The 24,751-nt window shown below is 67.9% G+C and carries 30 protein-coding genes and 1 pseudogene; 24 read left to right on the top strand and 7 right to left on the bottom strand.

What is annotated here, in order from left to right; translation table 11 throughout:
* Positions 1-2: 2 nt before the first annotated feature.
* Positions 3-611, top strand: a complete 609-nt coding sequence (locus G6N55_RS08140; protein ID WP_085226341.1) for a TetR/AcrR family transcriptional regulator — start codon at positions 3-5, stop codon at positions 609-611.
* Here G6N55_RS08140 and G6N55_RS08135 read toward each other — a convergent pair.
* Positions 603-1,472 carry a D-alanyl-D-alanine carboxypeptidase family protein gene (locus G6N55_RS08135; protein WP_085226343.1) on the bottom strand — a complete coding sequence of 290 codons (870 nt, stop codon included), beginning with the start codon at positions 1,470-1,472 and terminating at the stop codon, positions 603-605. The two genes, G6N55_RS08140 and G6N55_RS08135, sit on opposite strands and share 9 nt — an antisense overlap.
* 43 nt (positions 1,473-1,515) lie before the next feature.
* Positions 1,516-1,878: a hypothetical protein gene (locus tag G6N55_RS08130; protein ID WP_139827064.1), complete on the bottom strand. Its 363-nt coding sequence runs from the start codon at positions 1,876-1,878 to the stop codon at positions 1,516-1,518.
* 101 nt (positions 1,879-1,979) lie between these two features.
* On the opposite strand from G6N55_RS08130, the gene G6N55_RS29720 reads away from it, so the two are divergent.
* The 8 genes from G6N55_RS29720 (at position 1,980) to trmD (ending at position 5,614) form a co-directional block, all read left to right on the top strand.
* The gene (locus tag G6N55_RS29720; RefSeq protein WP_232078947.1) at positions 1,980-2,273 is read left to right on the top strand and encodes a carboxymuconolactone decarboxylase family protein; all 294 of its coding nucleotides are present in this window, start codon (positions 1,980-1,982) and stop codon (positions 2,271-2,273) included.
* Positions 2,168-2,455 carry a carboxymuconolactone decarboxylase family protein gene (locus G6N55_RS29715; RefSeq protein WP_232079120.1) on the top strand — a complete coding sequence of 96 codons (288 nt, stop codon included), beginning with the start codon at positions 2,168-2,170 and terminating at the stop codon, positions 2,453-2,455. Before G6N55_RS29720 ends, G6N55_RS29715 begins: the two co-directional genes overlap by 106 nt.
* Before the next feature lie 65 nt (positions 2,456-2,520).
* The gene (locus tag G6N55_RS08120) at positions 2,521-2,952 is read left to right on the top strand and encodes a nuclear transport factor 2 family protein (protein ID WP_085226347.1); all 432 of its coding nucleotides are present in this window, start codon (positions 2,521-2,523) and stop codon (positions 2,950-2,952) included.
* Between the two features lie 83 nt (positions 2,953-3,035).
* Positions 3,036-3,353 carry a hypothetical protein gene (locus tag G6N55_RS08115; RefSeq protein ID WP_085226349.1) on the top strand — a complete coding sequence of 106 codons (318 nt, stop codon included), beginning with the start codon at positions 3,036-3,038 and terminating at the stop codon, positions 3,351-3,353.
* Between the two features lie 212 nt (positions 3,354-3,565).
* Positions 3,566-4,120: a 30S ribosomal protein S16 gene (rpsP, locus tag G6N55_RS08110; protein WP_085226351.1), complete on the top strand. Its 555-nt coding sequence runs from the start codon at positions 3,566-3,568 to the stop codon at positions 4,118-4,120.
* Between the two features lie 9 nt (positions 4,121-4,129).
* The gene (locus tag G6N55_RS08105; protein WP_025736282.1) at positions 4,130-4,372 is read left to right on the top strand and encodes an RNA-binding protein; all 243 of its coding nucleotides are present in this window, start codon (positions 4,130-4,132) and stop codon (positions 4,370-4,372) included.
* A gap of 12 nt (positions 4,373-4,384) precedes the next feature.
* Positions 4,385-4,918, top strand: a complete 534-nt coding sequence (rimM, locus tag G6N55_RS08100) for a ribosome maturation factor RimM (RefSeq protein ID WP_085226353.1) — start codon at positions 4,385-4,387, stop codon at positions 4,916-4,918.
* A 3-nt stretch (positions 4,919-4,921) separates the two neighbouring features.
* A complete protein-coding gene (gene trmD, locus G6N55_RS08095; protein ID WP_085226355.1) occupies positions 4,922-5,614 on the top strand; it encodes a tRNA (guanosine(37)-N1)-methyltransferase TrmD in 693 nt (230 codons plus the stop codon).
* Here the strand turns inward: trmD and G6N55_RS08090 are convergent.
* Positions 5,611-6,576, bottom strand: coding sequence for a hypothetical protein (locus tag G6N55_RS08090; RefSeq protein ID WP_085226357.1), 966 nt, complete (start codon positions 6,574-6,576; stop codon positions 5,611-5,613). The two genes, trmD and G6N55_RS08090, sit on opposite strands and share 4 nt — an antisense overlap.
* Before the next feature lie 344 nt (positions 6,577-6,920).
* Here G6N55_RS08090 and rplS point away from each other — a divergent pair, with 344 nt between their 5' ends.
* The 4 genes and pseudogenes from rplS to G6N55_RS08070 all read left to right on the top strand — a co-directional run bounded on the left by rplS (position 6,921) and on the right by G6N55_RS08070 (position 9,364).
* The gene (gene rplS / locus G6N55_RS08085) at positions 6,921-7,262 is read left to right on the top strand and encodes a 50S ribosomal protein L19 (RefSeq protein ID WP_085226359.1); all 342 of its coding nucleotides are present in this window, start codon (positions 6,921-6,923) and stop codon (positions 7,260-7,262) included.
* A 78-nt stretch (positions 7,263-7,340) separates the two neighbouring features.
* Positions 7,341-8,234, top strand: coding sequence for a signal peptidase I (lepB, locus tag G6N55_RS08080; RefSeq protein ID WP_085226361.1), 894 nt, complete (start codon positions 7,341-7,343; stop codon positions 8,232-8,234).
* Positions 8,235-8,236: 2 nt separating this feature from the next.
* A pseudogene (locus tag G6N55_RS08075) lies at positions 8,237-9,062 on the top strand (ribonuclease HII).
* Positions 9,059-9,364 carry a DUF2469 domain-containing protein gene (locus tag G6N55_RS08070; RefSeq protein WP_007171389.1) on the top strand — a complete coding sequence of 102 codons (306 nt, stop codon included), beginning with the start codon at positions 9,059-9,061 and terminating at the stop codon, positions 9,362-9,364. Before G6N55_RS08075 ends, G6N55_RS08070 begins: the two are co-directional and overlap by 4 nt.
* Position 9,365: 1 nt before the next feature.
* Here the strand turns inward: G6N55_RS08070 and G6N55_RS08065 are convergent, their stop codons facing one another.
* Positions 9,366-10,133: a GAF and ANTAR domain-containing protein gene (locus tag G6N55_RS08065; protein ID WP_085226365.1), complete on the bottom strand. Its 768-nt coding sequence runs from the start codon at positions 10,131-10,133 to the stop codon at positions 9,366-9,368.
* Between the two features lie 239 nt (positions 10,134-10,372).
* Here G6N55_RS08065 and fdhD point away from each other — a divergent pair, with 239 nt between their 5' ends.
* The 4 genes from fdhD to dprA all read left to right on the top strand — a co-directional run bounded on the left by fdhD (position 10,373) and on the right by dprA (position 14,403).
* The gene (gene fdhD, locus G6N55_RS08060; protein WP_085226367.1) at positions 10,373-11,194 is read left to right on the top strand and encodes a formate dehydrogenase accessory sulfurtransferase FdhD; all 822 of its coding nucleotides are present in this window, start codon (positions 10,373-10,375) and stop codon (positions 11,192-11,194) included.
* 136 nt (positions 11,195-11,330) lie between these two features.
* Positions 11,331-11,726, top strand: coding sequence for a YraN family protein (locus tag G6N55_RS08055; RefSeq protein WP_085226369.1), 396 nt, complete (start codon positions 11,331-11,333; stop codon positions 11,724-11,726).
* Entirely contained in the window at positions 11,726-13,237 is a 1,512-nt protein-coding gene (locus tag G6N55_RS08050; protein ID WP_085226371.1) for a YifB family Mg chelatase-like AAA ATPase, read from the top strand. The genes G6N55_RS08055 and G6N55_RS08050 overlap by 1 nt, the downstream gene beginning before the upstream one ends.
* Positions 13,234-14,403 (top strand): DNA-processing protein DprA, encoded by a 1,170-nt coding sequence (gene dprA / locus G6N55_RS08045; RefSeq protein ID WP_085226373.1) that lies wholly within the window; start codon positions 13,234-13,236, stop codon positions 14,401-14,403. Before G6N55_RS08050 ends, dprA begins: the two co-directional genes overlap by 4 nt.
* Here dprA and G6N55_RS08040 read toward each other — a convergent pair.
* Positions 14,396-15,310 (bottom strand): beta/alpha barrel domain-containing protein, encoded by a 915-nt coding sequence (locus G6N55_RS08040; protein ID WP_085226375.1) that lies wholly within the window; start codon positions 15,308-15,310, stop codon positions 14,396-14,398. The two genes, dprA and G6N55_RS08040, sit on opposite strands and share 8 nt — an antisense overlap.
* Positions 15,307-16,563: a CaiB/BaiF CoA transferase family protein gene (locus tag G6N55_RS08035; RefSeq protein WP_085226377.1), complete on the bottom strand. Its 1,257-nt coding sequence runs from the start codon at positions 16,561-16,563 to the stop codon at positions 15,307-15,309. The genes G6N55_RS08040 and G6N55_RS08035 overlap by 4 nt, the downstream gene beginning before the upstream one ends.
* Before the next feature lie 156 nt (positions 16,564-16,719).
* Between G6N55_RS08035 and G6N55_RS08030 the strand changes: the two genes are divergently transcribed.
* The 4 genes from G6N55_RS08030 to G6N55_RS08015 all read left to right on the top strand — a co-directional run bounded on the left by G6N55_RS08030 (position 16,720) and on the right by G6N55_RS08015 (position 20,837).
* A complete protein-coding gene (locus G6N55_RS08030; RefSeq protein WP_085226379.1) occupies positions 16,720-18,102 on the top strand; it encodes an MFS transporter in 1,383 nt (460 codons plus the stop codon).
* A gap of 16 nt (positions 18,103-18,118) precedes the next feature.
* On the top strand, positions 18,119-19,207 hold the full coding sequence (locus G6N55_RS08025; protein WP_264001459.1) for a PPE family protein: 1,089 nt from the start codon (positions 18,119-18,121) through the stop codon (positions 19,205-19,207).
* A gap of 132 nt (positions 19,208-19,339) precedes the next feature.
* Positions 19,340-19,639: a PE family protein gene (locus G6N55_RS08020; protein WP_085226381.1), complete on the top strand. Its 300-nt coding sequence runs from the start codon at positions 19,340-19,342 to the stop codon at positions 19,637-19,639.
* A gap of 10 nt (positions 19,640-19,649) precedes the next feature.
* The gene (locus G6N55_RS08015) at positions 19,650-20,837 is read left to right on the top strand and encodes a PPE family protein (protein WP_085226382.1); all 1,188 of its coding nucleotides are present in this window, start codon (positions 19,650-19,652) and stop codon (positions 20,835-20,837) included.
* 1 nt (position 20,838) lies between these two features.
* Here the strand turns inward: G6N55_RS08015 and G6N55_RS08010 are convergent, their stop codons facing one another.
* Complete coding sequence (locus G6N55_RS08010; protein WP_232078945.1) at positions 20,839-21,591, bottom strand: IclR family transcriptional regulator; 753 nt, start codon at positions 21,589-21,591, stop codon at positions 20,839-20,841.
* A gap of 183 nt (positions 21,592-21,774) precedes the next feature.
* Here G6N55_RS08010 and G6N55_RS08005 point away from each other — a divergent pair, with 183 nt between their 5' ends.
* The 3 genes from G6N55_RS08005 to G6N55_RS07995 are packed head-to-tail and all read left to right on the top strand — an operon-like array spanning position 21,775 to position 24,746.
* Positions 21,775-22,632 (top strand): siderophore-interacting protein, encoded by an 858-nt coding sequence (locus G6N55_RS08005; RefSeq protein ID WP_085226384.1) that lies wholly within the window; start codon positions 21,775-21,777, stop codon positions 22,630-22,632.
* Positions 22,633-22,656: 24 nt separating this feature from the next.
* Entirely contained in the window at positions 22,657-23,817 is a 1,161-nt protein-coding gene (locus tag G6N55_RS08000; RefSeq protein WP_085226386.1) for a lactate 2-monooxygenase, read from the top strand.
* 32 nt (positions 23,818-23,849) lie between these two features.
* Positions 23,850-24,746, top strand: a complete 897-nt coding sequence (locus G6N55_RS07995; protein WP_085226388.1) for a tyrosine recombinase XerC — start codon at positions 23,850-23,852, stop codon at positions 24,744-24,746.
* Positions 24,747-24,751: the final 5 nt, after the last annotated feature.

Below are 24,751 nucleotides of genomic sequence, written 5' to 3'. Positions count from 1 at the left end.
CGATGGCAAGAACCCAGCAGCAGCGCCGCGAGGAGACCGTCGGGCGGCTCCTCGAGGCATCGATCGCCAGCATCATCGAGGTCGGATACGCGCGGGCGTCCGCGGCCGTGATCACCAAGCGGGCCGGGGTGTCGGTCGGTGCGCTGTTCCGTCACTTCGAGACGATGAGCGACTTCATGGCCGCCACGGCGTCGGAGGTGCTGCGCCGGCAGGTGGAGTCCTTCACCAAGCAGGTCGCCCAGATCCCCGCCGGCCGGCCGGCGCTGGAGGCGGCGCTGACGATCTTGCGGGACATCACCGGCGGCCCCACCAACGCGGTGCTCTACGAACTGATGGTCGCCGCGCGCACCGACGAGAAACTGGGCGCTCATCTGCGCGACGTGATGGCGCAGTACACCGCGAAGATTCTCGACGCCGCGCGGACGCTGCCGGGCGTGCAGGTTGTCGGGTCCGAGACGTTCCCGGTGCTGGTGGCGTTGCTGACGAACGTCTTCGACGGCGCGGCGATCGTGCGCGGGATCTTCCCGGAGCCCGATATCGAGGAGCAGCGAATTGCGTTGCTGTCCAAGCTGATAACCGGCCTGGTCCCCGACGAGGGCCCCTTACAGTGAGCCGATGCTGGACGACGGGTTGAGCGCGAAACCCCAGTCGAACAGGCTGCCCGCCTGATCCCAATAGGTCGGCCCGCCGGGCTTGACCATCCCGTACATCATCGCGACCACCAGCCGGCGTCCGCCGCGGGAAGCGGCACCGACGAAGGTCTTGCGGGCCGCGTTGGTGAACCCGGTCTTGCCGCCGATCGCGCCCGGATAGCGGGTCAGCAGCTCGTCCTGGTTGGTGATCGGCTCGTCGCCGTGATCGCCGGGGAACATCGCCGACGGCTCGGCGGTGATGTGGGCGAACATCGGGTTGGCCATCGCGGCCCGGAAGATGACGGCCAGGTCGTGCGCGGTCGAGGCCCCGGAGCCGCCGGGGCCGTCCAGACCGGAAGGGGTGGCCGCATGCGTGCTGGTGGCCCCGAGGGAGGCGGCCTTCGCGTTCATCTTCGCCACCGTGGCGTCGGCGCCACCCATCAGATGCGCCAGCGTGTTGGCGGCGTCGTTGCCGGAAACTAGCAGCAGGCCGTCGAGCAGCTGCCGTGCGGTGTAGGTGCGGCCGGGTTTGATGCCGACGCAGTTGCACTCGACCTGGGTGTCGGCGACGTCGGCGACGACGGTGGAGTCCATGCTCACCTCGTCGAGCGCCACCAGCGCCAACAGCACCTTGATCGTGCTCGCGGGCGGATGCGCCGCGAACTGGTCGCGACCGGCCAGCACCTGGCCGCTGTCCATGTCGGCCAGGATCCAGGTCTGGGCCGGGCCGTCGGGGATCGGCACCGAGCCGATCGGCTGCATATCGTCGGCCCGGGACTGCGGCGCGGCGACACCGGCGACCGTGAGCAGCGCTGCTGCTGCGGCGATGAGTTTCCGCATGGCCGCAAAGTTTAACTTCCGGGCCGCGACGACGCCCGTTGCCTCACGGGCACCAGGGCGGAACGGGGCAGAAGGGCAGCGTGGGCAGCGGGAGGTAGGACGTCTGGGTGGGTACCGGCCCGGGCGGCGGCGGGTGCTTGAACGGCAGCGACGACCAGGAGTAGAAGACGCCGGTGCCGGTGTCGTGCACGCCCTGGTAGTCCCAGTAGAAGTCGTGGCAGACGTTGGGGTCCCAGGGGACCGGCCGGCCCGCGGGATCGGGGTCGCCCGGGCACCAGCGCTGGCACGCGCTGCCCGGCGCGCAATTCCCCGGCGCGGCCCCGGCGACGCGGTCGGCCGGGCCGGGTGCACCGAAGCCGGCCCACACCAGCGCCGTCGTTGCTAAGCAGGCAATCCCTGCTTTCATGCCTGGGATTATTCACCCTGCGCGCTTTGCGCGGTACTGCGATTTAGTCGGCCTTCAGCCCGCCTGCCCGCGGCTCGCGCGACGGTGTTGAATCGAGCGGTATGGGCGCACGAATCGACTACGAAGCGGCGGCGCCGCGGGGTGTGAAATTGCTGGGCGGCGTGCACCTCTACGTGAGCCAGTCGGGTCTGTCGCCGGTGTTACTGACCTGCGTGTACCTGCGGGTGTCGCTGATCAACGGCTGCGCCTACTGCATCGACATGCATTCGCGGGAATTGCGCGAACTGGGGTGTCGAACGAAAAGATCGCGCTGGTTCCGGTGTGGGAGGAGGCCGGCGAACTGTTCGACAGCCGCGAGCGCGCCGCATTGGCATGGGCGGAGACCGTCACGCTGATCTCGACCACGGGTGCACCCGACAACGCGTACGCGGCCGCGGCGGCGCACTTCGACGAGAAGGAACTGGTCGACCTCACGATCGCCATCGCGACGATGAACACCTACAACCGGTTGGCGATCAGCTTCCGCAACACACCGGCCGCGGTGGTTGCCAAACATGCTGAACCACAAGGGAACTGAGAGCACTCACGGGGCGGTGCCAAGTCGCTGCGGCGCCGCGCCGACCCCGGGTGTTGAATCGATGCATGTTGAGCCTGGCCGAAATTTCCGACCGTCTGGAGATCCAGCAGCTGATGGTGGACTATTCCACCGCCATTGACCAGCGGCGATTCGACGATTTGGACAAGGTATTCACCGAAGACGCGTACATCGATTACACGGCGCTGGGTGGTATCGAAGGCCGTTACCCCGAGGTCAAGAAGTGGCTGTCGGAGGTGCTGCCGACCTTCCCGGTGTATGCGCACATGCTCGGGAACTTCTCGGTCCAGATCGACGGGGACAAGGCGGCATCCCGGGTGATCTGCTTCAACCCGATGGTCTTTCCCGGCGACTCCGGCAAACCGGGAGACCAGGTGATGTTCTGCGGGCTCTGGTACGACGACGAGTTCGTGCGCACCCCGCAAGGCTGGCGGATGACCCGCCGGGTCGAGACGAAGGTCTTCCAGAAGATCATGTGAGCGGGCGCCGTGGCCGGGCGATTTTCTGCCAACCTGCAGCAAATCACTGGTGGGCGGTTACCTATCGCGATAATTTGTTGAGCATGCGTCTCATCTCTGTCGCCGCGGCGGTCGGCATGGCCATCACCGTCCCGCTCGTACCGATGCCGGCGTCCGCTCAGGCTGACACCGGCATCGATGGTTACGTCAGTTGCGTGGGTGGCGACGCCAAGCCCCCGCCGCCGGGGGTAGACGCGGAAGTCTGGTTTCCCGGCATGCACGTGATCACCAACGATTTCGATTCCGGCGTGCCTTCCGCCCAGATAACTCAGCGGCTGATCGATATGGGAGTCGCGCCGAAAGATGCCGCTACCCGGGTGCGGTGTTTTCTGGCCAACCAACCGCGCGGCGAAGGGCATTGACGCGGGCCGTCACCGGCGTCTGACTGGCTGACCCAAACCACCCGCGGGCGGGCGAATTTCTGCCGAAGGCCCTCGTTCTGGCACAATGGGCGGCTGTCCGCCGCGCGATTACGATCGCGCCCCGGTCATACACGCGAGGCAAAACCGGATCCGGGCATTCCGCCCTGGTCGCTGAATTGCAGCGTGACACACACAGGAGAATTCGCTCAACCATGTCTGTGAAGATCAAGCTCACCCGGCTTGGCAAGATCCGCAATCCCCAGTACCGCATCGCCGTCGCCGACGCACGCACGCGGCGCGACGGCCGCTCGATCGAGGTGATCGGCCGGTACCACCCGAAGGAAGACCCGAGCCTGATCGAGATCAACTCGGAGCGGGCCCAGTACTGGCTGTCGGTCGGCGCGCAGCCGACCGAACCGGTCGTCAAGCTGCTGAAGATCACCGGCGACTGGCAGAAGTTCAAGGGCCTGCCCGGCACCGAGGGCAGCCTGCAGGTCGCCGCGGCCAAGCCCAGCAAGCTGGAGCTGTTCAACGCCGCGCTGGCCGAGGCGGACGGCGGACCGACCACCGAGGCCGCCAAGCCGAAGAAGAAGGCCCCGGCCAAGAAGGCCGCGAAGGCCGCCGAGGCCCCGGCCGAGGCCCCGGCTGAAACCGCCTCTGAAACCGCCGACGCCCCGGCCGAGCTGGCCGCCGACGCCCCGGCCGAGCCGGCCGCCGACGCGCCCGCCCAGGGCGGCGAGCCGACCGAGTCTTCTACGGAAAGCTGACCCACCGCAATGAGTACGGTCGTCGTCGACGCTGTTGAGCATTTGGTTCGCGGAATCGTGGACAACCCGGACGATGTCCGGGTGGATCTGGTGACGAGCCGGCGCGGGCGCACCGTCGAGGTCCACGTCCATCCCGAAGACTTGGGCAAGGTGATCGGTCGCGGGGGACGTACCGCAACGGCGTTGCGCACGCTGGTCGCCGGTATCGGCGGCCGCGGTATCCGCGTCGACGTGGTGGACACCGACCAGTAGGTCACCCCACTCATGGAGCTGCTCGTCGGGCGCGTCGTGAAAGCACACGGCATCGCCGGCGAGGTGGTGGTGGAAGTTCACACCGACGACCCCGCCGATCGCTTCGCATCGGGTAGCACGTTGCGCGCCAAGCCATCCCGCGGCCGCGGCGAAGAACGCAGCTATGTCGTCGCCGCCGCGCGCGAGCACGGCGGGCGGCTGCTGGTGCGGTTGGCCGGAGTGGACGACCGCGATACCGCCGATGCGTTGCGCGGCAGCTTGTTCGTGGTGGACTCCGACGACCTGCCGCCGATCGACGAGGCCGATACCTACTACGACCACCAGCTCGAAGGCCTAGCGGTGCGGACCACCGCGGGACAGGATCTCGGGATCGTCGCCGAGGTGCTGCACACCGCGGCCGGGGAGTTGCTGGCGGTGCACCGACATGACGGCACCGAAACCCGGGAAGTACTGGTGCCGTTCGTGAACGCGATAGTCGTGTCGGTGTCGCTGGACGACCGGATGATCGAAATCGATCCGCCCGAGGGTCTGCTGGATCTGGGGTAACCGGTGCGCATAGACGTGGTGACGATTTTTCCGGCCTACCTGGACGCGCTGCAGCAGTCGTTGCCCGGCAAGGCGATTGCGTCGGGCCTGGTCGATCTGCGGGTGCATGACCTGCGGGGGTGGACCCACGACGTGCACCACTCGGTGGACGACGCACCCTACGGTGGCGGCCCGGGAATGGTGATGAGGGCCCCTGTGTGGGGCGAGGCGCTGGATGAGATCTGCTCGGGTGAAACGCTATTGGTTGTTCCGACCCCGGCCGGCGCGCTGTTCAAGCAAGCCACCGCCGCGCGCTGGAGCGCCGAGAAGCACCTGGTGTTCGCCTGCGGGCGCTACGAGGGCATCGACCACCGCGTCGTCGAGGACGCCGCGCGCCGGATGCGGGTCGAGGAGGTGTCGATCGGCGACTACGTGCTGCCCGGCGGCGAGTCGGCGGCCATGGTGATGATCGAATCCGTGCTGCGGCTGCTGACCGGCGTGCTGGGCAATCCCGCCTCGCACCGCGAGGATTCGCACTCGCCGGTGCTGGGCGGCCTGTTGGAGGGGCCGAGCTACACCCGGCCGCCGAGCTGGCGCGGGCTGGAGGTCCCCGACGTGCTGTTGTCCGGCGATCACGCGCGCATTGCGGCCTGGCGCCGGGAGGTTTCGCTGCAGCGCACTCGCGAGCGCCGCCCCGATCTGCAGCCCGGCGACTAGGTGCGCGCGGGCTCGATGCGCCCGGTGGGGAACATCGTTTTGACGGCCTGGGTGATCGTGTCGCGTGCCGTCGCGTCGTCGGAGGACTGCAGCGACTCGACGACGACGATGTAGCGGCGGTCCGAGCCCACCACGCCGGTCGACAGGTGCATCCATTCCGTGCCGATGCAGCACATCCAGCCTTGCTTGACCGCCACCGGCTCCGCGAACAGGCCGTCGGGGATGCCGAACCGCTGCGGGTACCCGTCGATCCCGGTCGGCGTGGAGCGGGCCAGGTCGTTGACGATGATCTTGGCCCGGTCCGCGGACAGGCCACCCGCGCCGTCGAGCAGCTCGTCGTAGTAGTGGATCAGGTCGGTCAGCGAGCTCATCGTGTTCCACCAGCGCCCGTCCGACGGCGGGGTGGTGGACGACAGCCCGTAGCGGTTCGCCACCTGCGTGATGATGTTGTCGCCGCCGCCCTGGCCCCAGAACCGCTCGGCGGCGCCGTCGTCGGACGACTGCAACATGACGTCGAGCGCCGCACGGTCGTCGGGGGACAGGGTGGTCCTGCCCTGGGCTTCCTGCAGCAGCAGGTCGTCGGCGATGAACAGCTTGGCCACCGACGCGGTGCCGATGATCTGGGTGTTGCCGTTGGAGATCAGCTCATGCGTCTTGCGGTCCAGGATGCCCACCGAGAGGGTGGCCCCGGCGGCGGCGGCCTGGTCGGTCGCCTGCTGAATGCGCGCCTGCAGCCCGCCGAACGAGCCGCTGGGCAGAACCGGCGGCGCCTCGGGCAACCCGGGCGCGTCGATGGTGTCCAGCAGCAGCTGAATGAGTTGCGGTTGGTGATCGGACGCGCCGGAGGACTTGCTGGATACCGTCTTCTGGGCTTTTGCCGCGAGCCTTGCCTCGTCGCACCCGGCCAGCACCAGCGTCACCGCCGCGATGGCGGCGAGTGCGGTGTGCGGGCGTACACGCATCTGTTCTTCTCCCAAGTCCTCTGACGTAGACCTGCATGTGGGCGGCCGTTGCGCAATCTGCCCGGGCGTCTTCGAGTTCGGGTAGTGACTAGCGTGTTTTGACCCCAGCTATATGTACCACTCACCAGCGTCTTCGGCGCGGCATGAACCGCAGGGTTTACCTGTGATTTTCAATGCACGCCGGGTGTCTGGCACAATTGACCAGTTGTCTCCAGCGGCTGCCGGCCGGCCGGGCCGCTTCCTGCCAGCTGCGAGATACGACCCAAAGCCCGAAATCGGCTTAACGACCACCCCAGCGTGCGGGCAGTTGCCGCACGCCGCGACCTCAAGGAAGTGTCACTCGCATGAACAGGCTGGACTTCGTCGATCAGGCGTCGCTGCGCGACGGCATCCCGGCCTTCAGCCCGGGCGACACCATCAACGTGCACGTCAAGGTCATCGAGGGCGCCAAGGAGCGTATCCAGGTGTTCAAGGGTGTGGTGATCCGCCGGCAGGGCGGTGGCATCCGCGAGACGTTCACCGTGCGCAAGGAGAGCTACGGCGTCGGCGTCGAGCGGACCTTCCCGGTGCACTCGCCGACCATCGACCACATCGAGGTGGTGACCCGTGGCGATGTCCGCCGCGCCAAGCTCTACTACCTGCGTGAACTCCGTGGCAAGAAGGCCAAGATCAAGGAAAAGCGCTGACCGCGCGCGTCTCGGCGGTCGCTGCGGCACGCCCAGACGCTTTACCGGCACCCACCGCGCCCTGGCTACGCTGATCTCGTGACGGATTCCACGGACTCACCGGAGCCCCAGTCCGAGCCTGGTCAGTCGGAGCCCAAGGTCTCCACTCGCGCTGCGGACACGCCGGCCGACGAAACAGCCGAGGCCGGTGTGCCGGAAGCGGACACCGAAGAGTCCGACTCGGACGAGCCGGAACCCAAGAAGAAGTCCGCGCTGCGCGAGCTGACCATCCTGGCGGTCACCGCGATCGTCCTCTACTACGTCATGTTGACGTTCGTGGCGCGTCCGTACCTGATTCCGTCGGAGTCCATGGAGCCCACGCTGCACGGCTGCTCGGGCTGTGTCGGTGACCGGATCATGGTCGACAAGCTCACCTATCGCTTCGGCTCGCCGCATCCCGGCGACGTCATCGTCTTCAAGGGACCGCCGAACTGGAACACCGGATACAAGTCGATCCGGTCGGCCAACACCGCGCTGCGCTGGATCCAGAACGCGTTGTCGTTTATCGGTTTCGTGCCCCCGGACGAGAACGACCTGGTGAAGCGGGTCATCGCGGTCGGCGGCCAGACCGTGCAGTGCCGGGCCGACACCGGGTTGACCGTCGACGGCAAGCCGCTCAAGGAGCCTTACCTCAAGTCGGCCACGATGATGGCCGACCCGGCGGTGTACCCGTGCCTGGGCAGCGAGTTCGGGCCGGTCACCGTCCCGGACGGACGGTTGTGGGTGATGGGTGACAACCGCACCCACTCGGCGGACTCGCGCGCCCACTGCACCAGCACCCCGACCGACGCGCTCAAAGGCATTCTGTGCACCGGTGATCCGGCGTCGGGAACGGTGCCGGTGGCCAACGTCATCGGCAAGGCCAGGTTCATCGTCTGGCCGCCGACGCGATGGGGTGGAGTAGGTTCGGTGAACCCGCAGCAAGGCCAGTAGCCGTGGCCACGACGTGGCCGCCGCGGACGGTGATCCGCAAATCGACGGGCCTGCGCACCCTGGAGTCCGCACTGCACCGCAGCGGGCTGGGCCCGGTGGCCGGGGTGGACGAGGTGGGCCGCGGCGCCTGCGCGGGCCCGCTGGTGGTGGCGGCCTGTGTGCTGGGGCCAAACCGGCTGGAAAGTCTTGCCGCCCTTGATGATTCGAAGAAGCTCACCGAGAAGATGCGGGAGAAGCTGTTCCCGCTGATCTGCCGCTACGCGGTGGCGTATCACGTGGTGTTCATCCCGTCGGTCGAAGTCGACCGGCGCGGGGTGCACGTCGCCAACATCGAGGGCATGCGGCGCGCGGTGGCCGGCCTGTCGGTGCGCCCCGGCTACGTGCTCAGCGACGGCTTTCGCGTGCCCGGGCTGCCGATGCCGTCGTTGCCGGTGGTTGGTGGGGACGCGGCCGCGGCCTGCATCGCCGCTGCCAGCGTGCTCGCGAAGGTCAGCCGGGATCGGCTGATGGTCGCGATGGACGCCGACCACCCCGGCTACGGCTTCGCCGACCACAAGGGTTACAGCACCGCCGCGCACAGTTCGGCGCTGAACCGGCTCGGGCCCTGCGCTGAGCACCGCTATTCGTTCATCAACGTCCGGCGGGTGGCCTCGCTATCGGGGGACGGTTCCCACACGCGGGTGGTGGCCGAATGCAAACCGGACCCTCCGGACGAGCGTGGCGAACCCTCGTGAGGAAAGATGGGGGCAGACTGCTCGCCCGGCGACCATCGTGTCGCGAACGGGGAGTCAGGAAAACGGGCAGGGAAAAGGACGTCTGAGCAGATGAGTGCCGAAGATCTCGAAAAGTACGAAACCGAGATGGAGCTCTCGCTCTACCGCGAATACAAGGACATTGTCGGCCAGTTCAGCTACGTCGTGGAAACCGAACGGCGCTTCTACCTGGCCAACAGCGTCGAGATGGTGCCGCGCAACGCCGACGGCGAGGTCTACTTCGAGCTGCGGCTGTCCGACGCCTGGGTCTGGGACATGTACCGGCCGGCCCGGTTCGTCAAGCAGGTGCGGGTGGTCACCTTCAAGGACGTCAACATCGAAGAGGTCGAGAAGCCCGAGCTGCGGCTCCCCGAATAGGTCATTTGTCGGGCGGCAGCTCCTGCTCGCCGTTGGACGGCGGCAGCCCGCCGCGGCGTGCGATGACCTCCCGCGCGACGTCGGCCAGCTTGATGTTCAGGGCTTGCGAGTGCCGGCGCAGCAGGTCGAACGCCTCGTCTTCGGTCAGGTCGTGCAGCAGCATCAGCATGCCGACCGCCTTGCCGATCTCGCGGTTGCTGAGCAGTCCCCGGCGCAGGCTGGCGGCGTCTTGGCCCTCGGCCACGGCATTGATGGCCACGCTGGCGAACGAGGCCAGCACCGCCGCCCGTCCGGCCGATTCGTCGTCGAACATGTTGGGGGTGTCGCTGAACAGGTTCAGCGCAGCACCCTTGCGCTTGTTGACCAGGAGCCGAAACCCCATGGCCCCGCGCACCGGCGTCTCCGCGATAAGCCTGGCTGCCAACTTGGGCCAATGCGACGGCGTCGTCAGGTCGGTATCGATCTGAGGGGTCTCCTCCTCGATCGCGTCCAGGCACGGGCCGTCGCCGGCTTCCAGTTCCATCGCATCGATTTTCCTGGCGATCGCATCACTGGCGCCGACGGTGACGTAGCGATCGCCGTCGAGCACCAACAGGCTGGCATGGTCGCAGCCGCGGATGGCCAGGGTCGCGGCGATGCAGATGGCCGCGTACATCTCCTTGGCGTCCGAGCCTTGATAGATGATCTCGGCGAGGGCCGCGAAAACCGTCGCCGGATCGGCCTTCTCGCCGCCCGGCACCGACGCGTCGCCTGGTGATTTCTCTGCCATGTCGTGCCTCATTTCCGGCAATAGCACCGGCGCGACGCCCGTCGAGCCCGAGTCAACGTACGCCCTCCCCGCTGTGTTCCCCATACTCGCCCGACCGACGAGCCACATCGACCCTAGAGCAATCGGGACCACCCGGTGCCCGAATGGGTGCACGTCAGGCGGCGTGCTTGCCCGCCGGCCCGCGGGCCAATGTAGTTTGGCTTGGTGAGGTTTCAGCATTCGGCCGAAGTGACAATGCCGTGGGGAACGTAACCGCGCGGCGGCGCGCAACGCACCTCAATGCAGGTCAGGCGATCAGCCGGCCCGAAACCCTGGCCGTGGAGGAGCCGCTGGAGATCCGCGTCAACGGCACCCCGGTCACCGTGACGATGCGGACCCCCGGTTCGGATATCGAACTCGCGCAAGGCTTTCTGCTCACCGAGGGCGTGATCGTGCGCCGCGACGACGTGCAGACCATCCGCTACTGCGGCGGCCGCGGCGAGGACGGCGCCAACACGCACAACGTGCTGGACGTCACGCTGGCCCCCGGTGTGGAACCACCCGGTCTCGACGTCACCCGCAACTTCTACACCACCTCGTCGTGCGGGGTCTGCGGCAAGGCGTCACTGGACGCGGTCCGGGTGATCAGCAACTTTTCACCGGGCGACGATCCTGTCACGGTCACACCCGCCACGCTCAAAGCCTTGCCCGGCCAACTACGCAGTGCGCAAAAGGTTTTCGACAGCACCGGCGGACTGCACGCCGCAGCGCTGTTCGACGCCGAAGGCGCGATGCTGATGGTCCGCGAGGACATCGGCAGGCACAACGCCGTCGACAAGGTCGTCGGCTGGGCGCTGGAGCACGAACGGATACCGCTGGCCGGTGCGGTGCTGTTGGTCAGCGGGCGGGCGTCGTTCGAGATCACGCAGAAGGCCGTGCTGGCGGGGATTCCCGTGCTGGCCGCGGTGTCCGCGCCGTCGTCGCTGGCGGTGTCGCTGGCCGAGGAATCCGGGCTCACCCTGGTCGCGTTCCTGCGCGCCGACTCGATGAACGTCTACACCCGGGCGGACCGGATCACGTAGCCGATTCCGCTGCGGTGCAGATCAATTCCGCCCGCGCCTGTGGATGGATACCCGACTGGGGATAACCGGCGCTTGCAGTGACCGTCGGGCGCCCGTCGCGGGGCGCCATGTCGGGTCGGGCGGGCAGGTTGGTCACATGACGACCGCAAAGGCCTGCGAGGCCGAAAAGACGATGACCCGAATCGAGCTGGGAGCGCTCGGTGAGGCGCTCGCCGTGGCATACCTGGTCCGGATGGGGCTGCGCATCGTGGAGCGCAATTGGCGCTCCCGCTACGGCGAACTCGACGTGATCGCCGCCGACGACGCCTCCCGCACGGTGGTGTTCGTGGAGGTCAAGACGCGCACCGGCGACGGGTACGGGGGTCTGGCGCACGCCGTCACGCCTCGCAAGGTCCGCCGATTGCGGCGGTTGGCGGGCCTGTGGCTGGCCGGGCAGGACGGGCGCTGGGCGGCGGTCCGCATCGACGTGATCGGGGTGCGGGTCGGGCGCCGGCGCACGCCGGAGATCTCCCACCTGCAGGGGATCGGCTGATGGCGCTGGGACGCGCGTTCTCGGTCGCGGTGCGCGGGCTCGACGGCCACATCGTGGAGATCGAGGCCGACATCACCTCGGGGCTGCCCGGTGTCCACCTCGTCGGCCTGCCCGACGCCGCGTTGCAGGAGTCGCGCGACCGGGTGCGGGCGGCCGTCACCAACTGCGGAAACAGCTGGCCCATGGCCAGACTCACGCTCGCGCTGTCTCCGGCGACGCTGCCGAAAATGGGATCGGTCTACGACATCGCCCTCGCGGCGGCCGTGCTGTCGGCGCAGCGCAAGAATCCGTGGGAACGCCTGGAGAAGACGGTGTTGCTGGGCGAGCTGTCGCTGGACGGCCGGGTGCGGCCGGTGCGTGGGGTGCTGCCCGCGGTGCTGGCCGCCAAGCGCGACGGTTGGCCCGCCGTCGTGGTCCCGGCGGACAACCTGGCCGAGGCCAGCCTGGTCGACGGTATCGACGTCTGGGGTGTCCGCACGCTGGGTCAACTGCAGAGCTGGCTGGGTGGGTCGGCCCGGTTGGACGAGCGGATCAGCGCGGGGGCCACCGGCCCGGAGCCGGCGGGGGATCTGGCCGACGTGGTGGGCCAGGCGCAGGCACGTTTCGCGGTCGAGGTGGCCGCCGCCGGGGCGCATCACCTGATGCTGACCGGGCCGCCGGGCATCGGCAAAACAATGCTGGCGCAACGCCTTCCGGGATTACTACCCCGTCTGACGGACGGTGAGGCCCTGGAGGTCACCGCGATTCACTCGGTGGCCGGGTTGTTGTCCGGGGACACGCCGCTGATCACCCAGCCGCCATTCGTGGCGCCCCATCACAGTTCCAGCGTCGCCGCACTCGTCGGCGGAGGTTCGGGGATGGCCCGCCCGGGGGCGGTCAGCCGGGCCCATCGCGGAGTGCTGTTTCTCGACGAATGTGCCGAGATCAGCGTCAGCGCGTTGGAAGCGTTGCGAACACCGTTGGAGGACGGGCTCATTCGTCTCGCTCGCCGCGACGGGGTGGCGTGCTACCCGGCCCGCTTCCAGTTGGTGCTGGCCGCCAACCTGTGCCCGTGCGCGCCCGCCGATCCGCAGGACTGCATGTGTCCCGCCGCGACTAAACGGCGTTATCTGGGCAAGCTTTCGGGCCCCCTGCTGGATCGGGTGGATCTGCGGGTGCAGATGCATTCGGTGCGCACCGGCGCGTTCGCCGCCGTCGACGGCGAATCCTCCGCGCAGGTGCGCGAGCGGGTGGCGCAGGCCCGCGACACCGCCGCCGCCCGTTGGCGGCCATACGGTTTCACCACCAACGCCGAAGTCAGCGGAACGCTGTTGCGGCGAAAATTCCGGCCCGGTCGTCAGGCAATGGATCCGCTGCGCCTCGCGGTCGAGCGTGGGCTGCTCAGCATTCGCGGGCTCGATCGCACTTTGCGCGTCGCGTGGAGCCTGGCCGACCTGGCCGGCCGCAGCGCGCCCGGGCTCGACGAGGTGGCCGCAGCGCTGAGCTTCCGGCAGCTGGGAGCACAACGATGACCGGGGCGTTCGACGATCCCAGTTGGCCGGCCTGGGCGTATCTGTCGCGAGTGGCCGAGCCGCCGTGCCCGGAACTCGCCGCCCTGGTGCGATGCGTTGGCCCGGTCGAGGCGGCCGACCGGGTCCGGCGCGGATTGGTCAGCGACGAGCTGGCGAGGCGCACCGCGGCCAGGCGCGAAATAGACTCCGCAGCTGCGGATCTCGAGCTGATGGCCCGTCGCGGTGGCCGGTTGATCACGCCAGATTGCCCGGAGTGGCCGCTGGTCGCGTTTTCGGCGTTTAGCGGCGCCGCCGGGTCGAGGCCGCGCGGCGCGCCGCCGCTGGTGTTGTGGGCGCTGGGGCCCGTACGCCTGGACGAGGTGACGCCACGCGCGGCGGCGGTGGTCGGCACCCGCGCGGCCACCGCCTACGGCGAACAGGTGACCGCCGACTTGGCGGCGGGGCTGGCCGAGCGTGACGTCGCGGTAGTCTCCGGCGGCGCCTACGGGATCGACGGAGCGGCCCACCGCGCCGCGCTGGCGAGCGACGGAATCACCGTGGCGGTGCTGGCCGGTGGGATCGACATCCCTTATCCGGCAGGGCATTCGGCTTTGCTGCATCGCATCGGTCAGCACGGCCTGCTGTTCAGCGAATACCCGCCCGGCCTGCGCCCCGCCCGGCACCGGTTTCTAACCCGCAACCGCCTGGTCGCCGCCGTCGCGGGGGCCGCCGTGGTGGTGGAGGCGGGTCTGCGCAGCGGCGCCGCGAATACCGCCGCCTGGGCGCGGGCGTTGGGCCGGGTGGTGGCCGCGGTGCCCGGGCCGGTCACCTCGTCGGCGTCGGCGGGTTGTCACGCGCTGCTGCGCAATGGCGCCGAGCTGGTCACCCGGGCCGACGACATCGTCGAACTTGTCGGCAGCATCGGCGAACTCGCCTTCGAAGAACCCCGGCGCGCAACGGCGTTGGATGGGCTGGGCGAGGCCGAACGTCAGGTGTACGAGGCGTTGCCCGGTCGCGGGGCCGCGACGGTCGACGAGATTGCCGTCGCCTCGGGGCTGCTGCCCGAGCAGGTGCTGGGACCGCTGGCGATCCTCGAGGTGGCCGGGTTGGCCGAGCGCGACGGTGGGTGCTGGCGAATCGTTCGCACCCGCAATCGAGCGGGGGAGGCGCCGATGCAGACTACGTGACCCAGGGAAATGCGTCGACGGTGGATCGCGCGCCCTCGGCGGCGCGGGAGCGGTTCGGCTCGCCGAGTTCCTCCAGAAGCCGCCCGCCGGCGGCCACGATGCCGGCGAATATCGGCGGAGTGAGCCACGAGGGTTGCAGCGCGAACAGCAGATCCTCGGTCGACGTGTTGCCGCTTGCCCCCGGAGCGAAAGGACAGCCCCCCAGCCCGCCCAGCGCTCCGTCCACCATCGCGGCGCCCGCCTGGATGGCGGCGATGGTGTTGGCGACTCCCAGACCCCAGGTGTCGTGCCCGTGGAAGACGATCTCGTGCTGCGGCGCCGCGTCGCGGACGCGCTTGATGAGTTGCCGCACCTGCTCGGGCGTGGCCTGGCCGAGGGTGTCGCACAGCACCACACTCGCGATGTCCGCCGCGCGGCTGTCGCGCACCAGGTCGACGACGCGTTGCGGATCGACCTCCCCGCGGTACGGGCAGGTGAACGAGGTGGCCAGCGACAGCTGTAGCCGGGCACCGGCGACCGCGGCAAAGTCGACGGCCTCGGGCAGCGCGGCCATGCTCTGCTCGGTGGTACGCCCGACGTTGGCGTAGTTGTGCTGGTCGCTGACCGAGAGGCAGTATTCGACGTTGCGCGCGCCGGCTTCGATTGCCCGGGTGATGCCGCGCGGGGTGGCCGTCCACACCCAACACCGTTGCAGCTCTTCGGGAGTCAGCGCCTCGATGACGTCGAGGGTATTGGCCATCGGCGGCACCTTGTCGGGGCGCGCCATCGCCCCGATCTCCAGCGCGTCGACGCCCGAGTCCAGCAGTACCCGCGCCAACTCGACCTTCGTGTCCGTGTCGAGCAGCTTGCCGGTGAGCTGCAGGCCGTCACGCAACGTGACGTCGCGCAATTGCGCCGAGGTCGTCATCCGGTCAACTCCTCGATATTGGGAGGGTTCAGGTCCGGTCCCGCCGCGGCGGCGCCAAGTATTTCTTCGGTGTGCTCACCGAGATCCGGGCCGAGGGTACGGATCGGGCGCGCACCCTCGCCGATCCGGGGCACGATGCCTGGGAATGCCACGTCGGGCAGGAACTCGGTGCCGGTGGACACCGGCAGGTGCTGGATCATGCCGCGCTCCAGGAACTGCTCGTCGGCCTTGATGTCGGCGGCGGTGTTGATCGGGCCGGCGGGCACGCCGGCGCCCTCGAGCGCCCACAGTGCCTTGTCCGCAGGCTGGGTGGCCGTCCACGCGCCGATCGCTTCGTCGAGCTCGTCGCGAGCCTGCCAGCGCAGTGCATTGTTGGCCAGACGCGGACTCTCGGCCAGGTCGGCCCGGCCGATCAGGTTCATGAACCGGCGAAAGATCCCGTCGCCATTGCCGGCGATCACCACCCAGCGTCCGTCGCCGCACCGGTAGGCGTTCGAAGGGGCGATCCCTTCCATGCGCCCGCCGGTGCGGGTCCGCGTGACGTGGTAGGCGTCGTACTCCGGAACCAACGATTCCATCACCGAGAAGATCGCCTCGGTCAGCGCGACGTCCACGGTACGGTCGGCCGCCGACGTGGAACGTCCTGCGACACGGTCTTTTTGGCGTTGATGCAATGCGACCAGCGCGCCGAACGCGGCATAGATGCCGGCGATCGAGTCACCGATGGACACGCCCGTGCGTGCCGGTGGACGGTCCGGTTCGCCGGTGAGCCCGCGCAGACCGGCCATTGCTTCGGCCACCGCGGCGAAACCCGGTTGGTGCCGGCGCGGGCCCGTCTGCCCGTAGGCGGACACCCGCACGATGATCAGATCGGGGTTCTGCGCGGCGAGCTCGTCCGGGCCGATGCCCCACCGTTCCAGGGTGCCCGGGCGGAAATTCTCCAGCACGATGTCGCAGCTGCGGGCCAAATCGCGCACGATCGCCTGACCCCGCTCGCTCCTGAGGTCGACCACCACCGATTTCTTGTTGCGGTTGATGGTGCGAAACAGCATGGAGGTAGTTCCCGAGTACAGCCGCCAGGTGCGTAACTCGTCACCAGTCTCCGGCCGCTCGATCTTGATGACCTCCGCGCCGAAATCGGCCAGTAGCCGGCCCGCGGTGGGTGCGGCGATGTAATTGCCCAGCTCGAGGACGCGTACTCGGTCGAGCGGCCCATTGGCATTGTTCACTGGACTCCTCTCTGTAACCCACATCGTGCATTGATACCCACAATACGGCAAGAGCCCCTTCCATCCGGTGACCGGAGCCGCTACAGTCGGACACTGTTGCTTGGCTCACAATGCAAGTGACAAACCACGTTGTAAGACCCGTAGCGACAGCAGCGGGCTCTCGATGACGAGAGGCTAGGAATGACCGCATCGCCGATCGCGGCAGTGACCACCGACTCTGTCGGTGCGCAATTGGATCGCCTGCCCGTCGGGGCGGCGCACCGCAAGGTCGTCGTTGCGGTAGGCCTCGGCCTGTTCTTCGAGATGTACGAAATCTTTTTGTCCAGCACCCTGAGCGCCACGCTCAGCCACGACTTCGGTGTCCGGGGTACCGCGCTCAAGTTGGTGCTGGCGTCATCGTTCATCGGCATGTTCATCGGCGCCGCGGTCTTCGGCCGGCTCGCCGACCGGATAGGTCGCCGCAAAGCGTTCCTGGTCGGGCTCAGCTGGTTTTCGGCCTTCTCGCTGGCGGGCGCGTTCGCGCCGGACACCGCGTTCTTGGTGCTCGCACGATTCCTGGCCGGCGTGGGGATCGGCGCGTTATATCCGGTGGCCGACTCCTACCTTGCCGACGTCTTGCCCAAAGAGCATCGGGGCCGGATGGCCTCCTACGCCTACACCTGTTCGTTCCTCGCCGTGCCGTTCGCAGCATTTTTGGCGTGGTGGTTGACCCAGCACTCGCCGCTGGGCATCGCGGGGTGGCGCTGGCTACTGGCCCTCGGCGCCGGTGGTGCCGTCATCGTGTTCGTCCTCAACCGCTGGTTGCCGGAGTCGCCGCGCTGGCTTGCGTCGGCGGGGAGGCTCGAGGAGGCGCAGCGGACACTGAAAATCTTTGCGGCCGGGTCGAATGCGATTGCGGCGCAAACCAGTACTCCTCCCGGCGCCACCCGCGCCGGCGTCGGGAGGCCAACTCAATCGGGACTGGTGTTGTTGCGCCGGGCCCCGTATAGCCGCCGGTTGGCGATGCTGACGGTGTTCCACTTGTTTCAGACCTACGGCTACTACGGCTTCGGCACCCTGGCCGCGCTGGTGTTGGTCAGTCGGGGCTACGACGTCACGTCCTCAATGCTGTTCAGCGCGTTGTCGTTTGTGGGATATCCCATCGGTTCCCTGATAGCGATCCCGCTGTTGGCGAGGTTCGAGCGCAAGTTTCTGCTGGTCGGCTCGATCGTGGCCGTCGCGGTGTTCGGTCTGTTGTTCGCCACGCAGTCATCGGTCGCCCTGATCGTGCTGTTCGGCTTCTTGACCACCGCGACAAGCAACATCTTTTCCAACGTCTATCACGTGTATCAGGCGGAGATTTTCCCGACCAGCGTGCGCGCGACGGCCGTGGGATGGACGTACTCGCTGTCTCGGTTATCCAGTGGCGCTTCACCTTTCGTTCTGATTCCCATCTTGGAGCACTACGGCGCCGGTGCGATGTTCACCGTCGTGGCAACCGCTCTGGCCGTCGTCATCGCGGCCGTCCTCATGCTGGGTCCGCGCACATCGCGGCGCAGCCTCGAGGAAATCAACCCCGCATGACAGGCCAGGAGTAGCGGTGTTCGACTTTGGCGCCCTACCGCCGGAAATCAACTCGGCCCGTATGTATGCCGGTGCGGGACCGGGGCCCATGATGGCCGCGGCCGCGGCCTGGGATTACCTGGCGGCCGAACTGGCATCGAGCGCGGCCAGCTATTCGTCGGTGACGGCCGAGCTGACCTCTTCGTCATGGTTCGGCCCGGCATCGAGATCCATGCTGGAGGCGGCCACCCCTTACATCTCTTGGCTCAGCGCGGCCGCGGCGCTGGCCGAGCAGACCAGCGATCAGGCCAAGGCGGTCGCGTCGGCCTTCGACGCGGCGTTTGCGATGACGGTCCCACCGGCGGCGATCGCCGAGAACCGCGCGCAGCTGCTGATGCTCATCGCGACGAACTTTCTGGGTCAGAACACGCCCGCGATCGCCGCCACCGAGGCCGGCTACGCCGAGATGTGGGCGCAAGACGCCGCCGCCATGAACGGTTATGCCGGCTTCGTGGCAACTTCTTCGCAATTGGCCCCGTTCTCCGAACCGACCCAGACCACCGACCAAACCGGACTGGCCCAACAGCAAGCTGCGGTCGCTGCGGCCGCGGCCGAAGCGGCGGGGACCGACGCACCGACGGCGACGCAGACATCGCTCAACGACATCATCAATATGTTGTCCAGTCAGATAAAGGGACTTCTGTTCGGCCCCCTGGACGTTATCTACTGGCCGATGATCTATGTGGGATCTCTGATTTTCCAGCAGATCGGTGCGCTGTGGCCCGAGCACCTCGCCGCCGGGGCCGCAGTTGGTTTCTCCGCAACGCCCGCCCTTGCCGCGCCGGTCCACCTCGGCGGTGGGCTGATCTCGGCAAATTTGGCTTCGTCAACCAAGATTGGTGCGCTATCGGTGCCGACGAGCTGGTCCGCGACAGCACCCAAGGCAGCAGCAGAGCCCATCGTCGCGGCGAGCGGCATCGGGGGTGTCGGCGGGCCGTCGAACGGACCAGAGTCCCTGCTCCGCCAGATAGTGCCGGCTCGCGGCCGACGTGGCCGCGGCGGCTTACCGCCCCGCGAATACGGATTTCGCCCCCGCTTTACTGCTCGTCCACCATCGGCCGGATAACGCCATGGCCCGAAACGCAATTCGAATGCCAAAGCCTACGAATGTGATCGTCCGAAATGCGATCCACTCGCTGTCGGTACCGAAAACTCTCGAGGCTCATTGAGCCGGAAGGTTATTGAGTAAGGAGATCACATGTCCTTTGTTACTGCGCAACCGGAAGCGTTGACGGCAGCGGCTGGAGCATTGCGGGCTGTCGGCTCGGCGCTTGCGGCTCAGAATGCGGCGGCGGCGGCACCGACCACGGGGGTGATTCCCGCTGCCGCGGACCACGTGTCGATACTGACCGCGGCGCAGTTTGCAGCCCATGCACAGCTGTATCAGCAGTTCAGTGCACAGGCGATGGCGATTCACGAAATGTTTGTCAACGCATTGGATTTCAGCTCGGGATCGTATGCGGCCACCGAGGCCGCTAACGCGATCGCTGCTGGTTAAGGGGCTCGTAATGCTTGACTTTGGGGCGTTACCACCGGAGATCAACTCGGAGCTGATGTACTCGGGTGCGGGCTCGTCGTCGATGATGGGGGCGGCTTCTGAGTGGAATACCCTTGCCGCTGAGCTTAATTCGGCCGCCTTAGCCTACGACAGGGTGGTGAACACGTTGTCCAGTGAGGAGTGGTTGGGACAGGCCTCGGCATCGATGGCCGACGCCGTCACCCCCTATGTGCAATGGATGAGGACCACTGCCGCTGCGGCCGAGCATGCGGCAAGTCAAGCCATGTCCGCTGCGTCGGCCTTCGAGACGGCGCATGCCGCGATCGTGCCGCCGCCGGTGATCGCGGCCAACCGTGTCAATCTGACGAAGCTGCTGTCCACCAACGTGCTGGGCCAAAACACCGCGGCCATAGCAGCTTTGGAAGCCCAGTACGGGGAGATGTGGGCATCCGACTCGGCCACGATGTACAACTATGCGGGCCAAGCTGCGAACACCTCGGCGGTCAAACCGTTTACCTCGGCACCCCGCATGACCAACCCGGCCGGTACCGGAAACCAGGAATCCGCGGTCACCGCGGCCGCCGGCACCTCGGCGGGCACGGCGCAAAATTCGTTGCAGAGCAGGATGAGCCACATCACCTCGGCGTTGGGAAAGCTGGCCACCGGTATGCAGGCTGCCGCACCGGCGGATGATCCGGTGAAGGACGCGCTGACCACTGGTCCGCTGGGTTGGCTGGGTGATCTCTTTACCTTCTATGCGCCGTTTTCCACCACGTTCTACAACACCGAGGGCCTGCCCTTCTTCTCCGCCGGCATCGCCAACACCTTTATGACCATCGCGAAATCCACCGGCGCACTCGGCGGGGCCGCTGCTGCTGCCGTGCCCGCCGCCCTACCCGCTGCGACCCCGGCGTTAATCGGTGGTGGCAGTGCGGTTGCCGCGGGCCTTGGCAACGCGGGCACGGTCGGGAGTTTGTCGGTTCCGCCGGTCTGGGCCAACGGCAGCCTGGTGGGAGCGGAGCACGCCGCGACGCCGCATGCGATCAGCAATATCCGAGAAGCGCCGGATGCAGGGGTGGGAAGCGGAAACGTTATCGGTGGCCTGCCACGCGCCGGTGGGGGAGACGGCGGGGGACTCCGAACACCCAGATACGGCCTGCGCCTGACGGTGATGGCGCGCCCGCCTTTCGCGGGCTAGCTCAATACGGCAGTCGACCGCCGAGTGTGCGCGTCACCTGGTCGGCGGCGCCGACGACGTTGTCGGCCCACAGTTCTGCGAGCTCGGATGAGAAACGAAAGCTGGGCCCGCTGATCATCAGCGCGCCCAGTACGCGAGCGTGTGAATCGAACACCGGCGCCGCGACACCGGTGGCGCCCTCGTCGCGTTCACCGCTGGTGATCGCGAAGCCCATGCGTCGCGTCTGTTCTACCTTGGTGCGCAACATCTCTGGATCGACGACGGTCGACTCGGTGAACCGCACCAACTCGGACGCCAGCACCTGTTGCAAGGCCTCGTCATCCCACGCCATCAACACCCGGCCCGCCGAGCCGACGTAGAGCGGGATGATCTTGCCGACATGCATCTCGCGACGGATTCCGTGGCGGCTCTCGGCGATGGCGACGCACACCCGGAAATGTCCCTCGCGGCGGAAGAAGCACGCCGTCTCACCGCTGGCGTCGCGCAACGATTCCAGCGCCGGTGACACCGCGTCCAGCAAGCCCATGCTGCTTGCGACCGGCGCCGCCCAATACGCGATGCGAGCCCCGATCCGGAACCGGTCGCCGACCCGATCGAGGAATTCCTCGGCCACCAGATTGGCCACCAGTCGCTGCACCGTCGACGTCGGATACCCGGTCCGGGCGCGAATCTCGCCGAGCGTCAACTCGGGCTCGGACAACGTGAAGGCGTCCATGATGCCGCGAATCTTCGCCAACACCAGCAGCGGCTTCACGCCTCCGGACAACGTCCGCGACGGCCAATGGCGGAATGTCCAGACCCTCGGCCTCGCTCATACCCCCCATTGTCCGGATATTGACGCGCATAACGGCGCATTTGCGCGCCGCGGTGGCGGCCGACCTGCGGCGGCGACCCGGCTCGTATAGTCGGCTGGGGCCGGGTCGGAACAGGAGGACACGTGGCAGGACGACCACTTCAACGTTTCGAAGTCGTCGGTACGCAACAAATCACGCCGCACATGAGGCGTGTGACGTTGGGAAGCAGTCAGTTCGACACCTTCGTGCCGAGCAACTTCACCGACTCCTACGTCAAGTTGGTTTTCGTCGCCGACGACATCGACGTGGCCGGGTTGCCCCAGCCGCTGACCCAGGACAGCTTTGCCGTTCTGCCCCCGGAGAAACGCCCGTCGGTCCGGACGATCACCGTTCGCAAGGTCGACGCCGCGGCCTGCCAGATCTCGCTGGACATCGTGGTGCACGGCGAGCACGGTGTGGCGGGTGCCTGGGCGGCGTCGGCCCAGCCCGGTCAGGTGATCTATCTGATGGGCCCCGGCGGGGCCTACACACCCGACCCCGCGGCCGATTGGCATTTGCTGGCCGGTGATGAGTCGGCGCTGCCGGCCATCGCTACCGCTCTGGAAGCGTTGCCCCCCAACGCAATTGGTAAGGCGTTCATCGAAGTGTCCGGCCCCGACGACCAAATCGACTTGACCGCGCCGGAGGGCGTGCAGGTCAACTGGGTTTATCGCGGCGGACGCGCCGACCTGGTGGGCGACGATCGCGCCGGCGATTTCGCCCCGTTGATCGAGGCGGTCACTACCACGCTGTGGCTGCCCGGGCAGGTGCACGTCTTCATCCACGGTGAAGCCCAAGCCGTCATGCACAATTTGCGGCCCTTCATTCGCAAAGATCGTGGCGTGGACGCGAAGTGGGCGTCGTCGATTTCCGGCTACTGGCGACGCGGCCGCACCGAAGAGACCTTCCGGCAGTGGAAGAAGGAACTGGCCGAGGCGGAGTCGGCAAGCTCGTCAGCCTGACGGCCGCCTGGCATTCTCGATCCCATGGCATTCGGCGACTATCAGAACGAGATCTACTTCCAGGGCCTGGCCGGGGTGGTGCCCACGCTACCCATGGTCTTCGCGGAGTTGGAGGCCCGGGCCGAGCAGGCCCTGCCGCCCTCGGTGTGGTCCTACGTCGCCGGTGGTGCCGGCGACGAACGCACCCAGCGGGCCAACCGCGAGGCGTTCGATCACTGGGGTCTGATCCCGCGCATGTTCAACGCGACCAGGGATCGCGATCTCACGGTGGAGCTGTTCGGCCACACCCTGCCGTCGCCGGTGTTCATGGCGCCGATCGGCGTCATCGGGCTATGCGCTCAAGACGGCCACGGCGACCTGGCCACCGCACGCGCGGCGGCGCGTACCGGCGTCCCGATGGTCGCCTCGACGCTGACCGTCGACCCGCTGGAAGACATCGCGGCCGCATTCGCCGACACCCCCGGATTCTTCCAGCTCTACACCCCGACCGACCGCGATCTGGCCGCCAGCTTCGTCCAGCGCGCCGAGGCGGCCGGATTCAAGGGCATCGTTGTCACCCTGGACACCTGGGTGACCGGCTGGCGCCCGCGTGACCTGCGCACCTCGAACTTCCCGCAGCTGCGCGGGCACTGCCTGAACAACTACTTCAGCGACCCGGTCTTTCGCGCCAGCCTGCAACGCCCACCCGAGGAAGACCCGCAGGGCGCCATCTTGCGCTGGGCTCAGGTGTTCGGAAACCCCCTGACCTGGGATGACCTGCCCTGGCTGCGGTCGCTGACCAAGCTGCCGCTGCTGGTCAAGGGCATCTGCCACCCCGACGACGCCCGGCGCGCCAAGGACGGCGGCGTGGACGGCATCTACTGCTCCACCCACGGCGGCCGCCAGGCCAATGGCGGTCTGCCCGCACTGGACTGCCTGCCCGGGGTGGTGGAGGCGGCCGACGGGCTGCCCGTGCTGTTCGACTCAGGGATCCGCAGCGGCGCCGATGTGATCAAGGCGCTGGCGCTGGGTGCGACCGCGGTGGGGATCGGCCGGCCGTACGCCTACGGGTTGGCGCTGGGCGGCGTCGACGGCATCGTGCATGTGCTGCGCACCCTGCTCGCCGAAGCGGACCTGATCATGGCCGTCGACGGCTATCCGGCGCTGAAAGATCTCACCCCGGACACGCTTCGGCGCGTCGGCTAAGGGCGGCGCGCTGCGCCTGCGACCGTGGGGGAGTGCAGGCGATTCTCGAGGAGTTCGACGAGTACCTGGAACTGCAATGCCTGCGTTCCGCGCATACTCGTCGCGCGTATCTGGGCGACATGCGCTCGTTGTTCGCGTTTCTCGACGGCCACGGCGCGGCCCTGGACGGCCTGAGCCTGCCGCTGCTGCGCACCTGGTTGTCCAGCGGAGCGCAGGCCGGGGCCGCCCGCACGACGCTGGCCCGCCGCACCTCGGCGGTCAAGACGTTCACCGCGTGGGCGGTTCGGCGCGGATTGCTCACCGTCGACCCCGCCGCGCGGCTACAGGTGCCCAAGGCGCACCGCACGCTGCCGGCCGTGCTGCGTCAGGATCAGGCCCTCGACGCCATGGCCGCGGCGAAATCCGGTGCCGAACAAGGAGATCCGCTGGCCCTGCGGGACCGGCTGATCGTCGAGATGTTGTACGCCACCGGGATTCGGGTCAGCGAGCTGTGCGGCCTGGACGTCGACGATGTGGACACCCGCCAGCGGACGGTCCGAGTCCTCGGTAAGGGCAACAAGCAGCGCACCACGCCGTACGGGGTGCCGGCCGCCGAGGCGCTGCGCGACTGGCTGGCCGACGGGCGCCCCGCCCTGGTCACCGCGGATTCCGGGCCGGCGCTGCTGCTGGGTGCGCGGGGCCGCCGGCTCGATGTCCGCCAGGCCCGCACCGTGGTGCACCAGACGATCGCCGCGGTGGACGGCGCGCCCGACATGGGGCCACACGGCCTGCGGCACAGCGCCGCGACGCATCTGCTCGAAGGCGGCGCCGACCTGCGGGTGGTGCAGGAGCTGCTGGGACATTCCAGCCTGGCGACCACCCAGCTCTACACCCACGTCGCGGTGTCGCGGCTGCGGGCGGTGCACGATCAGGCCCACCCGCGCGCCTAGCGCGC

The sequence above is a fragment of the Mycobacterium florentinum genome, assembly GCF_010730355.1.
GTDB classification, from domain to species: domain Bacteria; phylum Actinomycetota; class Actinomycetes; order Mycobacteriales; family Mycobacteriaceae; genus Mycobacterium; species Mycobacterium florentinum.
The sequence above is the reverse complement of the archived record's forward strand: the minus strand, read 5'-3'. Positions and strand labels throughout refer to the sequence as shown.

Bases quoted from the DNA above. Each gene is read 5' to 3' on its own strand.
- G6N55_RS08140 (WP_085226341.1), top strand. From the start codon at position 3: ATGGCAAGAACCCAGCAGCAGCGCCGCGAGGAGACCGTCGGGCGGCTC.
- G6N55_RS08135 (WP_085226343.1), bottom strand. From the start codon at position 1,472: ATGCGGAAACTCATCGCCGCAGCAGCAGCGCTGCTCACGGTCGCCGGT.
- G6N55_RS08130 (WP_139827064.1), bottom strand. From the start codon at position 1,878: ATGAAAGCAGGGATTGCCTGCTTAGCAACGACGGCGCTGGTGTGGGCC.
- G6N55_RS29720 (WP_232078947.1), top strand. From the start codon at position 1,980: ATGGGCGCACGAATCGACTACGAAGCGGCGGCGCCGCGGGGTGTGAAA.
- G6N55_RS08120 (WP_085226347.1), top strand. From the start codon at position 2,521: ATGTTGAGCCTGGCCGAAATTTCCGACCGTCTGGAGATCCAGCAGCTG.
- G6N55_RS08115 (WP_085226349.1), top strand. From the start codon at position 3,036: ATGCGTCTCATCTCTGTCGCCGCGGCGGTCGGCATGGCCATCACCGTC.
- rpsP (WP_085226351.1), top strand. From the start codon at position 3,566: ATGTCTGTGAAGATCAAGCTCACCCGGCTTGGCAAGATCCGCAATCCC.
- G6N55_RS08105 (WP_025736282.1), top strand. From the start codon at position 4,130: ATGAGTACGGTCGTCGTCGACGCTGTTGAGCATTTGGTTCGCGGAATC.
- rimM (WP_085226353.1), top strand. From the start codon at position 4,385: ATGGAGCTGCTCGTCGGGCGCGTCGTGAAAGCACACGGCATCGCCGGC.
- G6N55_RS08090 (WP_085226357.1), bottom strand. From the start codon at position 6,576: ATGCGTGTACGCCCGCACACCGCACTCGCCGCCATCGCGGCGGTGACG.
- rplS (WP_085226359.1), top strand. From the start codon at position 6,921: ATGAACAGGCTGGACTTCGTCGATCAGGCGTCGCTGCGCGACGGCATC.
- G6N55_RS08070 (WP_007171389.1), top strand. From the start codon at position 9,059: ATGAGTGCCGAAGATCTCGAAAAGTACGAAACCGAGATGGAGCTCTCG.
- G6N55_RS08065 (WP_085226365.1), bottom strand. From the start codon at position 10,133: ATGGCAGAGAAATCACCAGGCGACGCGTCGGTGCCGGGCGGCGAGAAG.
- G6N55_RS08055 (WP_085226369.1), top strand. From the start codon at position 11,331: ATGACGACCGCAAAGGCCTGCGAGGCCGAAAAGACGATGACCCGAATC.
- G6N55_RS08050 (WP_085226371.1), top strand. From the start codon at position 11,726: ATGGCGCTGGGACGCGCGTTCTCGGTCGCGGTGCGCGGGCTCGACGGC.
- dprA (WP_085226373.1), top strand. From the start codon at position 13,234: ATGACCGGGGCGTTCGACGATCCCAGTTGGCCGGCCTGGGCGTATCTG.
- G6N55_RS08040 (WP_085226375.1), bottom strand. From the start codon at position 15,310: ATGACGACCTCGGCGCAATTGCGCGACGTCACGTTGCGTGACGGCCTG.
- G6N55_RS08035 (WP_085226377.1), bottom strand. From the start codon at position 16,563: ATGTGGGTTACAGAGAGGAGTCCAGTGAACAATGCCAATGGGCCGCTC.
- G6N55_RS08030 (WP_085226379.1), top strand. From the start codon at position 16,720: ATGACCGCATCGCCGATCGCGGCAGTGACCACCGACTCTGTCGGTGCG.
- G6N55_RS08020 (WP_085226381.1), top strand. From the start codon at position 19,340: ATGTCCTTTGTTACTGCGCAACCGGAAGCGTTGACGGCAGCGGCTGGA.
- G6N55_RS08015 (WP_085226382.1), top strand. From the start codon at position 19,650: ATGCTTGACTTTGGGGCGTTACCACCGGAGATCAACTCGGAGCTGATG.
- G6N55_RS08000 (WP_085226386.1), top strand. From the start codon at position 22,657: ATGGCATTCGGCGACTATCAGAACGAGATCTACTTCCAGGGCCTGGCC.